The organism is Pseudomonas sp. 910_21, from assembly GCF_052850735.1.
Genome location: NZ_VXCY01000004.1, coordinates 314,008 through 328,058 on the forward strand (window position 1 = coordinate 314,008; position 14,051 = coordinate 328,058).

Consider the following 14,051-nt stretch of genomic DNA (forward strand, 5'->3'; position numbering starts at 1 on the left):
TGACCCCGGTCACAGGGCTGCTTCACCCCCTTTAATGTCATGGAGAATGCGATGCGTTTGAAGACACTGGCGGCCACCGCCACCCTGCTGCTGTGCACCCTGCCCGGCATCAGCCAGGCCCGCGATACCGCCCTGTACCTGCCCTTCGACAAGGTGGTGGCCGAGGCCATCAGCACCGGCAAGATCGATGGCAGCGTGAAGTTCTACCTGGCGGGCAACAAGCCGGCCGGCAAGGTCAGCGTGCTGAGCCCGGGCGCCGTGACCAACAAGAAGACCAATGCCTTCGGCAAGGCCGACCAGGTGGCCTGCGAGTGGGCCTTGCAGTCGGCGCTGATCACCCTGCATGAAGCGGCGAAGAAGGTCGGCGCCAATGCCGTGACCGACATCGCCAGCTTCTACAAGAGCCGTGAACGCAAGGACGCCACCACCTATGAGTGCCATGCTGGCGCCATCATGGCTGGCGTCGCGCTGCGCGGGGATCTGTCCAAGGTCCAGTGAGCTGCGGCTGAAAACCAAAAGGGCGCCTGGCAGGCTGTGTGAAAACTACTGCGTTTTCACCTAGCCTGCTGGGGCGCCCTTTGCGTTTCCGGGATTTTTTCAGGAGCCCGGCCAGCGCCGTCTACACTCGCAACAGCAGGCCGGGCCAACGCCGCCTGCGGGAGCCAAGCGCTGCGATCGGACCTCGGCCGGCGTGACAGTGGCTCTTCTTTCACGTCCGTCAAGGAGCCGACCATGCAAGTGAAAGCGCTGATTGCCCTGGCCCTGCTAGCGGTCCTGAGCCCCACCAGCCAGGCCACCAACCTGATGTACATGCCCTTCGAAAAAGTCGTGGCCGACGCCGAGCGCGCCGGGCGCCTGGATGGCAGCGTGAGCTTCCACCTGGCCGGCAACCCGCTGCCACCAGTGCTCCGGGTACGGCTCACCGAAGTGACCACCAACAAGAAGACCAATGCCTTCAACAAGAGCGATATCGCCGCCTGCGAGTGGGCTTTGCAATCGGCGCTGATCACCCTGCAAGCCGCAGCCAAGCGAGTTGGCGCCAACGCGGTGACCAACATCGTCAGCTACTACAAACACCACGTACGCAAGGACCTCAACACCTACGAATGCCACGCCGGGGTGCTGATGGCGGGAGTCGCCCTGCGCGGCGACCTGGTGTTCCTGCAGACCCCGGTGCGTCCCAACAGCCCCTCAGGGCGTGGCCCCGGTCTTGCGCGTCAGTAGCTCGACAAAGGCCTTGGCCATGGGCGAACACTGGTCCTTGCGCTGTACCAGCCACACCGCCGACATGGCCTCTGGGTCCAGCAGCCGGCGATAGACCACGCCATCGATGCGCATGCGCTGGTAGGACGCCGGCAGTACCGAGACCCCAAGACCCGCGGCCACGAGACCGATAATGGTCATGGCTTCCGCCGCCTCCTGGGCGAAATGCGGGGTGAAACCGGCATCCCGGGACAGGCTCAGCAACTGGGCATACAGGCCGCTGCCATAACTGCGGGGGAAGAACACAAAAGGCTCCTGGGCCAGCGCCGCCAGGTACAGGCCTTCTTCACTGCCGCTGGCCAGCGGATGCTTGGAACTGAGCACCGCCACCAGCGGCTCGCGCAGCAGCTCCACCACCGACAGGGAGTCCGGCAAGGGCAAGGGCCGCATGATGCCCACCTGGATCGTCTGGTCCACCAAGGCTTCAGCCACCTGGGTGCTGCTCATTTCCTTGAGCTTGAGGTGCACGGCTGCAAAGCGCTGGCGAAAGGCAAAGATCGCCTGGGGAATGGTCGAATTGAACGGCGCCGACGAGGTGAAGCCGATCTTCAACTCCCCCAGCTCACCCAACTGCGCACGCCGCGCCACGTCTGCCGCCTTGTCCACTTGGGCCAGCACCAGGCGCGCCTCTTCGAGGAACAGACGCCCAGCCTCGCTGAGCTCGACCCGACGATTGGTACGCTCGAACAGCCGGGCGCCCACCTCCTGCTCCAGGGCCTGGATCTGCTGGCTCAGAGGCGGCTGGGAGATACCCAGAGCCTGGGCCGCACGGCCGAAGTGCAGCTCTTCGGCGACGGCGATGAAGTAGCGCAAATGACGCAATTCCATGGGCAATTCCAATGAGTCGTTAAAGCTATCAAACAGGTCGAACAATATATTGGAAATGATCATTAGCCAGCTATATGCTTTTTTCCATTGCCTGACCGGCTGTGCTCTCCCCGAGGTCCCCGTGAAAACCGCTGTTGCCCCCCTTGCCCACACCCTTCCCTCTACGCCCCTGGACGAAGTGGTCGCCCAACTCAACGAGGTCTATATCGAGAAAGGCACACCGATGTTCATGCGCACGGTGCTGGCGCTGTTCTCCGGGGGCTTTGCCACCTTCGCCCTGCTGTACTGCGTGCAACCGATGATGCCGTTGCTGTCCCGGGATTTTTCCATCAATGCGGCGCAAAGCAGCCTGATCCTCTCGGTGTCGACAGGCATGCTGGCCATCGGTCTGCTGATCACCGGGCCCATTTCCGATCGCATCGGCCGCAAGCCGGTGATGGTCGCAGCATTGCTCGCCGCCGCCCTGTGCACCATCGCCAGCGCACTGATGCCCAGCTGGCAGGGAGTGCTGGTGATGCGGGCGCTGGTGGGGCTGTCCCTGAGCGGGCTGGCGGCAGTGGCCATGACCTACCTCAGCGAAGAGATTCACCCCCAGCACATCGGCCTGGCCATGGGCCTGTACATCGGCGGCAATGCCATTGGCGGCATGAGCGGGCGACTGATTACCGGCGTGCTGATCGACTTTGTCAGCTGGCACACGGCGATGCTGGTGATCGGCGGCCTGGCATTGATCGCCGCCGCGGTGTTCTGGCGCATCCTTCCCGAGTCACGCAACTTCCGCCCCCGCTCGCTGCACCCACGCAGCCTGCTGGACGGCTTTACCATGCACTTTCGCGATGCCGGCCTGCCCTGGCTGTTCCTCGAAGGTTTCCTGCTGATGGGGGCCTTCGTCACCCTGTTCAACTACATCGGCTACCGCCTGCTGGCCGAGCCCTATCACCTGAGCCAGGCCTGGGTCGGGATGCTCTCGGTGGTCTACCTCTCGGGGATCTACAGCTCGGCGAAGATCGGCGCCCTGGCGGATCAACTGGGCCGACGCCGAGTGCTGTGGGGCACCATCGTACTGATGCTGGCGGGGATCGCCCTGACCCTGCTGACCCCGCTGTCCCTGGTGCTGATCGGCATGCTGCTGTTCACCTTCGGCTTCTTTGGTGCCCACTCGGTGGCCAGCAGTTGGATCGGCCGCCGGGCCACCAAGGCCAAGGGCCAGGCCTCATCGCTGTACCTGTTCAGCTACTACGCGGGTTCGAGCATTGCCGGAACCGCTGGTGGCGTGTTCTGGCACCTGGCGGGCTGGAACGGCATCGGCCTGTTTATCGGCGCCTTGCTGATTGGAGCCCTGCTGATCGCCATGAAGCTGGCCAAACTGCCCCCTCTATAGGAACGGGCTTGTGCCAGGAGCTGGCTTGCCGGCGAAGGCGGCCAGCAGATAGGTGCAAGTCTCGAGGGCCCATTCGCCAGCAAGCTGGCTCCTACAAAAAAGTGTCCGCCAATGAAAACGCCCGGCAGGTGCCGGGCGTTTTTCATGGGGTGGCGCTTATGCGTGGTACTGCGCCGACAACTCGTGCACCGCTTCCAGGAAGGCTCCGGCGTGCTCCGGCTTCACTTCCGGGGTAATGCCATGGCCCAGGTTGAACACGTGGCCGCTGCCGGTGCCGTAGCTGGCGAGGATGCGCGCGACTTCGCTGCGGATCGCCTGCGGATTGGCGTAAAGCACGGTGGGGTCCATGTTGCCTTGCAGGGAAACCTTGCTGCCGACACGGCGACGGGCTTCGCCGATGTCACAGGTCCAGTCCAGGCCCAGGGCATCGGCACCGGCGTCAGCGATGCTTTCCAGCCACAGGCCGCCGCCCTTGGTGAACAGGATCACCGGAACCTTGCGCCCGTCGTGCTCGCGGATCAGCCCGTTGACGATCTTGCGCATGTAGGCCAGGGAGAATTCCTGATAGGCCGCCGCCGAGAGGCTGCCGCCCCAGCTGTCGAAAATCTGCACCGCCTGCGCACCGGCCAGAATCTGTCCGTTGAGGTAGGAGGTCACCGACTGTGCCAGCTTGTCCAGCAGCAGGTGCATGGCTTGCGGGTTGTCGTAGAGCATGGCCTTGGACTTGCGGAAGTCTTTCGACGAACCGCCTTCAACCATGTAGGTGGCCAGGGTCCAGGGGCTGCCGGCAAAACCGATCAACGGCACCCGGCCATTGAGTTCGCGACGAATGGTGCTGACCGCATCCATCACATAGCCCAGGTCCTTTTGCGGATCGGGGATCGGCAGGGCTTCGATGTCGGCCAGGGTGCTGACCACTTTCTTGAAGCGCGGGCCTTCGCCGGTTTCAAAGTACAGGCCTTGGCCCATGGCATCGGGGATGGTGAGGATGTCGGAAAAGAGGATGGCCGCATCCAGCTGTGGATAGCGGTCCAGAGGCTGCAGAGTGACTTCGCAAGCGAACTCCGGGTTCATGCACAGGCTCATGAAGTCACCGGCGTTGGCGCGGCTGGCACGGTATTCAGGCAAGTAGCGCCCAGCCTGACGCATCATCCACACCGGGGTGACGTCTACGGGTTGCTTGAGCAGGGCACGAAGGAAACGGTCGTTCTTCAGGGCAGTCATGTCGGCATCCGGAAAAAAAGTGGGGGCATTTTCTCAGAGCGCGACACAAAAGGCACGGCAAGAGCCGTTTCTTTATGTCTATGGGGTCAATTTGTCACGGGGACGGGCACGGCCCCCGTAGGAGCCAGCTTGCTGGCGAAGCGATCGACGCGGTGCATCAACAGCACCGCGTTATCGTTGTTCGCCGGCCAGCCGGCTCCTGCAAGGTGGGTCAGACGCCCAGGTAGTCGAGGATGCCTTCGGCGGCGTTACGCCCTTCGAAGATCGCCGTCACCACGAGATCAGAACCGCGCACCATGTCGCCACCGGCAAAGATTTTCGGATTGCTGGTCTGGTGCTTGAACTTGCCCTGTTCCGGGGCCACGACGCGGCCCTGGCTGTCGGTCTGGATGTCGAACTGCTCGAACCACGGCGCCGGGCTTGGGCGGAAGCCGAAGGCGATGACCACGGCGTCGGCCGGGATGATCTCTTCGGAGCCCGGGATCGGCTCGGGGCTGCGGCGGCCACGGGCGTCCGGCGCGCCGAGACGGGTCTCGACCACCTTCACGCCTTCGACCTTGTCTTCACCGACAATGGCAATCGGCTGGCGGTTGTAGAGGAACTTCACGCCTTCTTCCTTGGCGTTCTTCACCTCTTTGCGCGAACCGGGCATGTTGGCTTCGTCACGACGATAGGCGCAGGTCACCGACTTGGCGCCCTGACGGATCGAGGTGCGGTTGCAGTCCATCGCGGTGTCGCCACCGCCCAGCACCACGACCTTCTTGCCTTTCATGTCGACGAAGTCTTCCGGCGACTTTTCAAAGCCCAGGTTGCGGTTGACGTTGGCGATCAGGAAGTCCAGCGCGTCATACACGCCCGGCAGATCCTCACCGGCAAAGCCGCCCTTCATGTAGGTGTAGGTGCCCATGCCCATGAACACCGCATCGTATTCGGCGAGCAGCTGCTCCATGGTCACGTCCTTGCCCACCTCGGTGTTGAGGCGGAACTCGATGCCCATGCCGCTGAAGACTTCGCGGCGATTGCTCAGCACGGTCTTTTCCAGCTTGAACTCGGGAATACCGAAGGTCAGCAGACCGCCGATTTCCGGGTTCTTGTCGAACACCACCGGGGTCACGCCGCCACGCACCAGCACGTCGGCACAGCCCAGGCCTGCCGGGCCCGCACCGATGATCGCTACGCGCTTGCCGGTGGGCTTGACCTTGGACATGTCCGGACGCCAGCCCATGGCGAAGGCGGTGTCGGTGATGTACTTCTCCACCGAACCGATGGTCACCGCGCCAAAGCCGTCGTTGAGGGTGCAGGCACCCTCGCACAGACGATCCTGCGGGCAGACCCGGCCGCAGACTTCCGGCAGGGTGTTGGTCTGGTGTGACAGCTCGGCGGCGGCGAGGATGTTGCCCTCGGCCACCAGCTTGAGCCAGTTGGGAATGAAGTTGTGCACCGGGCACTTCCATTCGCAGTACGGGTTACCGCAACCCAGGCAGCGGTGGGCCTGGTCGGCCGACTGCTGGGGTTTGAAGGGTTCGTAGATCTCCACGAACTCTTTCTTGCGTTGACGCAACAGTTTCTTCTTCGGGTCTTTACGCCCGACCTCGATGAACTGGAAGTCGTTATTGAGACGTTCGGCCATGTTCAGGAACCTCTTTACGACAGCCTCAAGCGACGAGCTTCAAGCTGCAAGACAATCACATTAAGTCGGCACACCGCGCACGAGCTTCAAGCTTGCCGCTTGAGGCTCGTAGCCTGCAGCTGCGTTACTGCGGATTCGCGCGAGTACTGGAGAGCAGAGACTTCAAGCTCGCCGCCTTGGGCTTGACCAGCCAGAAGCGACGCAAGTAGTCGTCGAGGTTCTCAGCGAGGTTACGACCCCATTCGCTGTCGGTTTCCTCGACATACTCGTTCAGCACGCGCTGCAGGTGGCTGCGATAGGCTTCCATCGCTTCGCCGCTGATCCGCTGGATTTCCACCAGTTCGTGGTTGACCCGGTCAACGAAGGTGTTGTCCTGGTCGAGCACGTAGGCGAAACCGCCGGTCATGCCTGAGCCGAAGTTGTAACCGGTCTTGCCCAGGACGCAGACGAAACCACCGGTCATGTACTCGCAGCAGTGATCGCCAGTGCCTTCCACCACCGTGTGGGCACCGGAGTTACGCACGGCAAATCGCTCGCCCGCGGTGCCGGCGGCGAACAGCTTGCCGCCGGTGGCGCCGTACAGGCAGGTGTTGCCGATAATGGCGCTGTCCTGAGTCTTGTAGACGCTGCCCTTGGGCGGAACGATGACCAGCTTACCGCCGGTCATGCCCTTGCCCACGTAGTCGTTGGCATCGCCTTCCAGGTAGAGGTTCAGGCCACCGGCGTTCCACACGCCGAAGCTCTGCCCCGCAGTGCCCTTGAAGCGGAAAGTGATCGGCGCCTGGGCCATGCCCTGGTTGCCGTGGAGCTTGGCGATTTCACCGGAGATCCGCGCACCGATGGAACGGTCGCAGTTGCAGATATCCAGGGCGAAGTCGGCACCGCTCTTGTCGTTGATCGCCGAACGCGCCATCTCGACCATTTTCTCGGCCAGCAGGCCCTTGTCGAACGGTGGGTTGCGGTCCACCTGGCAGAACTGCGGTTTGTCCGTCGGGATGTGGTCGCTGCCCAGCAACGGGGTCAGGTCCAGGTGGTGCTGCTTGGCGGTCTGGCCTTCGAGGATTTCCAGCAGATCGGTACGACCGATCAGTTGTTCCAGGGAGCGCACGCCGAGCTTGGCCAGCCACTCACGGGTTTCCTCGGCGACGTAGGTGAAGAAATTCACCACCATGTCGACGGTGCCGATGTAGTGATCCTTGCGCAGCTTCTCGTTCTGGGTGGCCACGCCGGTGGCGCAGTTGTTCAGGTGGCAGATACGCAGGTATTTGCAGCCCAGGGCAATCATCGGCGCGGTGCCGAAGCCGAAGCTTTCGGCGCCGAGGATGGCGGCCTTGATCACGTCGAGGCCGGTTTTCAGGCCGCCGTCGGTCTGTACCCGGACCTTGCCGCGCAGGTCGTTGCCACGCAGGGTCTGGTGGGTTTCCGCCAGGCCCAGTTCCCACGGTGCACCGGCGTACTTGATCGAGGTCAGCGGCGAAGCGCCAGTGCCGCCGTCGTAGCCGGAGATGGTGATCAGGTCGGCATAGGCTTTGGCCACACCGGCAGCGATGGTGCCAACGCCGGCTTCCGCCACCAGCTTCACCGAGACCAGGGCCTGAGGGTTGACCTGCTTGAGGTCGAAGATCAGCTGCGACAAGTCTTCAATCGAGTAGATGTCGTGGTGCGGCGGTGGCGAGATCAGGGTCACGCCGGGGACTGCGTAGCGCAGCTTGGCGATCAGGCCGTTGACCTTGCCACCGGGCAGCTGGCCGCCTTCGCCGGGCTTGGCGCCCTGAGCGACTTTGATCTGCAGCACTTCGGCGTTGACCAGGTACTCCGGGGTCACGCCGAAGCGGCCAGTGGCCACTTGCTTGATCTTGGAGCTCTTGATAGTGCCGTAGCGCGCTGGGTCTTCACCGCCTTCACCGGAGTTGGAACGCGCGCCGAGGCGGTTCATCGCTTCGGCCAGGGCTTCGTGGGCCTCCGGCGACAGGGCTCCCAGGGAGATACCCGCGGAGTCGAAGCGCTTGAGGATCGATTCCAGGGGCTCGACTTGGCTGATGTCCATCGGCGTGTCCAGGGTCTTCACCTGGAACAGGTCGCGGATCATCGACACCGGACGGTTGTCCACCAGCGCGGTGTATTCCTTGAACTTGGCGTAGTCGCCCTGCTGCACGGCGGCTTGCAGGGTGTTGACCACGTCCGGGTTGTAGGCGTGGTATTCGCCACCGTGGACGAACTTCAGCAGACCGCCTTGCTGGATCGGCTTGCGCGGGCTCCAGGCTTCGGTCGCCAGGGCTTTCTGTTCGGCTTCGATGTCGACGAAACGTGCGCCCTTGATCCGGCTCGGCACGCCACGGAAGCTCAGGTTGCAAACTTCCTCGGACAAGCCGATGGCTTCGAACAGCTGCGCGCCACGGTAGGAGGCGATGGTGGAGATGCCCATCTTCGACAGGATCTTCAACAGGCCCTTGGTGATGCCCTTGCGGTAGTTCTTGAACACCTCGTAGAGGTCGCCCAGCACTTCACCGGTACGGATCAGGTCGCCCAGCACTTCGTAGGCCAGGAACGGATAGACCGCCGAGGCGCCGAAACCGATCAGCACCGCGAAGTGGTGCGGATCGCGGGCAGTGGCGGTTTCCACCAGGATGTTGGAGTCGCAGCGCAGGCCTTTTTCGGTCAGGCGGTGGTGCACCGCCCCCGTGGCCAGGGAAGCGTGGATCGGCAGCTTGCCCGGCGCGATATGGCGGTCGCTGAGGACGATCTGGGTGCGGCCGGCGCGCGCAGCTTCTTCAGCCTGGTCAGCGACGTTGCGGATCGCCGCTTCCAGACCGACGCTCTCGTCGTAGTTGAGGTCGATGACCTGGCGCTCGAAGCCCGGGCGATCGAGGTTCATCAGCGAACGCCACTTGGCCGGGGAGATCACCGGCGAGCTGAGGATCACCCGCGAAGCATGCTCAGGCGATTCCTGGAAGATGTTGCGCTCGGCACCGAGGCAGATCTCCAGGGACATGACGATGGCTTCGCGCAGCGGGTCGATCGGCGGGTTGGTGACCTGGGCGAACTGCTGGCGGAAATAGTCGTAAGGGGTACGCACGCGCTGGGACAGCACCGCCATCGGTGTGTCGTCGCCCATGGAGCCCACGGCTTCGTAGCCCTGCTCGCCCAGCGGACGCAGCACCTGGTCACGCTCCTCGAAGGTGACCTGGTACATCTTCATGTACTGCTTGAGCTGGTCGACGTCGTAGAAGGCCGAACCGTGGTCGTTGTCTTCCATGGTGGCCTGGATGCGCAGGGCGTTCTTGCGCAGCCATTGCTTGTACGGATGACGGGACTTGAGACGGTTGTCGATGGCGTCGGTGTCGAGGATCTGCCCGGTTTCGGTGTCCACGGCAAAGATCTGACCCGGGCCGACCCGGCCCTTGGCGATCACGTCCTCGGGCTGGTAGTTCCACACGCCGATTTCCGAAGCCAGAGTGATGAAGCCGTTCTGGGTGGTGACCCAACGGGCCGGACGCAGGCCGTTGCGGTCCAGCAGGCAGACGGCATAGCGGCCGTCGGTCATGACCACGCCGGCCGGGCCGTCCCACGGTTCCATGTGCATCGAGTTGTATTCGTAGAACGCGCGCAGGTCGGCGTCCATGGTCTCGACGTTCTGCCACGCGGGCGGAATGATCATGCGCACGCCGCGGAACAGGTCGATGCCGCCGGTGACCATCAGCTCCAGCATGTTGTCCATGCTCGAGGAGTCGGAACCCACGCGGTTGACCAGCGGGCCGAGTTCTTCCAGGTCCGGGATCAGGTCGTTGGCGAACTTGGTGCGCCGGGCCACGGCCCAGTTGCGGTTGCCGGTAATGGTGTTGATTTCGCCGTTGTGGGCGAGGAAGCGGAATGGCTGGGCCAGCGGCCATTTCGGCAAGGTGTTGGTGGAGAAGCGCTGGTGGAACACGCAGATCGCGGTTTGCAGGCGCTCGTCACCCAGGTCCGGATAGAAGGCGGCGAGGTCCGCCGGCATCATCAGGCCTTTATAGATGATGGTCTTGTGGGAAAAGCTGCAGATGTAGTGGTCGGTGTCGGCGGCGTTGGCTACCGAGGAGCGACGACGGGAGCTGAACAGCTTGATGGCGAAGTCCTGGTCGCTCAGACCCTGGCCGCCGATGAACACTTGTTCGATCTGTGGCAGGCGCTCCAGGGCCAGACGCCCGAGCACACTGGTATCGATCGGTACTTTGCGCCAGCCCACCAGTTGCAGGCCGGCGGCCAGGATCTCGCGATTCATGTTTTCGCGAGCGGCCTCGGCTTTCACCGGGTCCTGGTTGAAGAACACCATGCCCACTGCATATTGCTTGGGCAGATCGACGCCGAAATGCTCCGTGGCGACTGCGCGCAGGAACAGGTCGGGCTTTTGCATCAGCAGACCGCAACCGTCGCCGGTCTTGCCGTCCGCGTTGATCCCACCGCGGTGGGTCATGCAGGTCAGGGCCTCAATGGCCGTTTTCAACAGGGTATGACTGGGTTCGCCCTGCATATGGGCTATCAGGCCGAAACCACAGTTATCCTTAAATTCATCTGGTTGGTACAGACCTGCTTTCATAGACACTTTCTCACCAGGCTGCCTCTTATCGAGACAAATTTCTTTTCAATTCAACCACTTGCCATCCGCGCCGAACGTACGCCAGCTTTGCGGGGGCAAAAGGGAGGTCATTGTACACACCGACACAAAGCCCCACAAATTTAGCGACGATCTGTCGTAAATTCATGTCGCATTTATGAACGTTTTAAAGCGATATGCTGTGCTAGTCAAAAAGTTTTGTTTTTGACTGCCGCGACTCAAAAACTACTGTGACGCAGACACCACAAGGCACGCGGCCTGTAAGGCAGCATGCCGATGCGGAAATTTGAGGTTGCCGGGAGAGGCGGCCTGGGTAAGGCCGCCGAATCTTCAGCGAGTTGTTGCCAGTTCTTGTTGAACGCTAGCGACAGTGCGAGGCCAAGGTTTACCAGCCTGAACCTTCGCTGGCAAGGATTTGATGGCGCTGACCGCTGCATCGCGGCTGGAGAAGTTGCCGTAGGTGATCACATACAGCGGCTTGCCGTTGAGGACTTTCTTGAAGTAGCGGTATTCGCCGCCCTGTTCCTTGACGAAATTCTGTGCGGTGGCTTCCGAGCTGGTGCCGAGGATCTGCACCACGTAGTTGCCTGGCGCCTGACCGGCGTACCAGCTGCCACCGGCAGCCTTGGCTACAGTGACCGGCTTTTCTGCCGGCTTGGCGGCTGGAGCAGGCTTGGCAGCGACCGGTTTCTCTGCCGGCTTAGGCGCAGGCGTCGGCTTGGCAGTGGCGACCTGGGTCGGAGCCGGAGTCGGACGTGCCGCCGGAGTCGGTGCAGGGCCGGCCACTGCACCAGCAGGTGGCGCGGTGGTGGTCACGGTTGGCGGAACGGCGCTGGAGCCTTCCACAGGAACCCCATCGTCGCCCTCAGCGATACCGCCTGCGGCTTCAGCCAGAGGACCGCGCATGACCGGTTGCGACTGGCCGACCAACGGCAGCGGCATCGGCTGAGACGAACCGGCAAATTCCACCGATGGATTGCCATTGGCATTCGGTGTCGGCGTCTGCCCCAGTGGCAGTTGCGCTTGCTCGCTGGCCGGAGCCCCGGTGGTTGGCGCCTTACTGCGACCCGGCATCAACCAGGCTGCAGCCACGGCCACAACCACTACAGCGGAAATGGCCAATACGTGTTTCTTCGGCATGTTGAACCCCATACTTGGACGCTTGACCGCAGAGCGGCTGGCGATCATGGCTTCGATCATTGCATCCCTGGCGACCTGGTTGATGTTGCCCGGCCAGCCATCGGAGCTTTCGTGAATATCACTGATCTGATCTGCGGAGAAAAGTTCGATGCCCTGACCCGCGCCTTCGAGGCGTTGGGCCAGATATTCACGGGTTTCCTCTTCGGCGTAAGGCTGCAACTCGATAACGTGGAAGCGTTCTTCCTCGGTGTTCAACTGATCCAGGGCCGCAATCAACGACGACTCGCCGAACAGGAATACGTGAGGGCGGCCTTCCGGAGCGCCCGCCGCCAGGGCCAGCAGGGCCTCAAGCGCAGACTCGTCAAGCTGCTCGGCATCATCCACCAGCAGGTAGACTTCCTGGCCGGTCAGGGCCAGTTGCACCACTTGGGCGAGGATTGCGCCGATCTCGGCCTGGGCCACATTCAGGGCCTGGGCTACCTGGCGCAACACCCCGGCAGCATCGCCGGCGCCACGGGCGGAAACCACCACGCTTTGCACTGATTGCTTGTTGGTACTGGCGACCAATGCCTGACGCAACAGTGTCTTGCCACTGCCCTGAGGGCCGGTGACCACCAGCAGCAGCTGGCTGTAACGCGCCAGGTGATGCAACTGCCCCAGCACAGGCTTGCGTTGGGCAGGAAAGAATTTGAAGCCAGGGACCCGGGGAGCGAAAGGATCATGGCTCAACTGGTAATGGCCGAGGAAAGCCTCGTCGGCGTGCAAACTAGTCATCGGGATCTTATTAACCTTTAAGCTGAGCCAGGGCGCGGTAATCCGCTCCCAGCGTGGCCTGTAAAACCTCTTTCGGATAATCGTCGGTCACTACGGCTTCGCCCATGCGGCGCAACAGCACCAGACGCAAACGACCGTCGATCACTTTCTTGTCAATTGCCATATGCTCGAGGAAGTCCGCTTCGGTCATCTCTTCAGGCGGGATGACCGGCAAGCCCGCACGCTGGAACAGGCGAATACCGCGGTCACGCTCCTGACTGGTGATCCAGCCCAGGCGCGCGGACATTTCCAGGGCCATTACGGTGCCAGCAGCCACCGCTTCACCATGCAGCCAGACACCGTAGCCCATATGAGTCTCGATGGCATGGCCGAAGGTATGACCCAGGTTGAGGGTGGCGCGCACCCCCGATTCACGCTCGTCGGCACCGACCACCGCAGCCTTGGCCGCGCAGGAGCGTTCGATGGCATAGGTCAGCGCCTGCTGGTCCAGGGCCCGCAGGCGATCGACATTCTCTTCCAGCCAGGTCAGGAACGGCTCATCGCAGATCAGGCCGTACTTGATCACTTCCGCCAGGCCTGCCGACAATTCGCGGTTCGGCAGGGTATTGAGGCTGGCGGTATCGATCAGCACCACGTTCGGCTGATAGAAGGCGCCAACCATGTTCTTGCCCAGGGGGTGGTTGATGCCCGTCTTGCCACCCACCGAGGAGTCCACCTGGGACAGCAGGGTGGTAGGAATCTGGATAAAGTCCACGCCGCGCTGATAGCAGGCTGCGGCGAAGCCGGCCATGTCGCCGATCACCCCGCCACCGAGGGCAATGATGGTGGTCCGGCGGTCGTGGCGCGCAGTGAGCAAGCCGTCGAAAATCAGTTGCAGGGTTTCCCAGTTCTTGTAGGCCTCGCCATCGGGCAGGACCACCGATATCACCGAGAACTGCGCCAGGCTGCGGGTCAGACGCTCAAGGTACAGCGGCGCAACGGTCTCATTGGAGATGATCGCCACTTGCCGCCCAGCGATATGGGGCACCAGCAGCTCGGGCCGGTCCAACAGTCCTTCACCAATGTGAATCGGGTAGCTGCGCTCGCCTAGATCGACCTTAAGTGTCTGCATGTGTCCCCACAGTGAAGATGGAAGCAGGCGTTGTGCCTTGTATTGACGATGGGCCTCGTCTGGTCTTCTGACGCTGCCCGATAGCTCTGCGCCACACCTTGGCGGTCAT

9 protein-coding genes are annotated in these 14,051 nt (G+C 62.6%); 3 read left to right on the plus strand and 6 right to left on the minus strand.

All coding sequences use genetic code 11. From position 1 onward, the window contains the following. Positions 1-51: 51 nt before the first annotated feature. Both FW796_RS15140 and FW796_RS15145 read left to right on the plus strand, forming a co-directional pair. Complete coding sequence (locus tag FW796_RS15140; protein WP_233321703.1) at positions 52-498, plus strand: excinuclease; 447 nt, start codon at positions 52-54, stop codon at positions 496-498. 234 nt (positions 499-732) lie between these two features. After that, on the plus strand, positions 733-1,224 hold the full coding sequence (locus FW796_RS15145) for an excinuclease (protein WP_346634477.1): 492 nt from the start codon (positions 733-735) through the stop codon (positions 1,222-1,224). On the opposite strand, the gene FW796_RS15150 is transcribed toward FW796_RS15145, so the two are convergent. Beyond that, positions 1,192-2,091: a LysR family transcriptional regulator gene (locus tag FW796_RS15150; RefSeq protein WP_346634476.1), complete on the minus strand. Its 900-nt coding sequence runs from the start codon at positions 2,089-2,091 to the stop codon at positions 1,192-1,194. The two genes, FW796_RS15145 and FW796_RS15150, sit on opposite strands and share 33 nt — an antisense overlap. A 169-nt stretch (positions 2,092-2,260) precedes the next feature. Between FW796_RS15150 and FW796_RS15155 the strand changes: the two genes are divergently transcribed. Further along, positions 2,261-3,472 carry an MFS transporter gene (locus FW796_RS15155; RefSeq protein ID WP_404939895.1) on the plus strand — a complete coding sequence of 404 codons (1,212 nt, stop codon included), beginning with the start codon at positions 2,261-2,263 and terminating at the stop codon, positions 3,470-3,472. Between the two features lie 156 nt (positions 3,473-3,628). Here the strand turns inward: FW796_RS15155 and hemE are convergent, their stop codons facing one another. From hemE to aroB, 5 genes are all read right to left on the minus strand, one after another. Further along, on the minus strand, positions 3,629-4,696 hold the full coding sequence (gene hemE / locus FW796_RS15160; protein WP_346634474.1) for a uroporphyrinogen decarboxylase: 1,068 nt from the start codon (positions 4,694-4,696) through the stop codon (positions 3,629-3,631). Between the two features lie 211 nt (positions 4,697-4,907). After that, the gene (locus FW796_RS15165) at positions 4,908-6,326 is read right to left on the minus strand and encodes an FAD-dependent oxidoreductase (protein ID WP_402889766.1); all 1,419 of its coding nucleotides are present in this window, start codon (positions 6,324-6,326) and stop codon (positions 4,908-4,910) included. 124 nt (positions 6,327-6,450) lie between these two features. Further along, entirely contained in the window at positions 6,451-10,899 is a 4,449-nt protein-coding gene (gene gltB / locus FW796_RS15170) for a glutamate synthase large subunit (RefSeq protein WP_346634472.1), read from the minus strand. Positions 10,900-11,247: 348 nt separating this feature from the next. Then, positions 11,248-12,831, minus strand: coding sequence for an SPOR domain-containing protein (locus tag FW796_RS15175; protein ID WP_346634471.1), 1,584 nt, complete (start codon positions 12,829-12,831; stop codon positions 11,248-11,250). A gap of 10 nt (positions 12,832-12,841) precedes the next feature. Continuing rightward, entirely contained in the window at positions 12,842-13,942 is a 1,101-nt protein-coding gene (gene aroB / locus FW796_RS15180; RefSeq protein ID WP_346634470.1) for a 3-dehydroquinate synthase, read from the minus strand. Positions 13,943-14,051 lie beyond the last annotated feature (109 nt).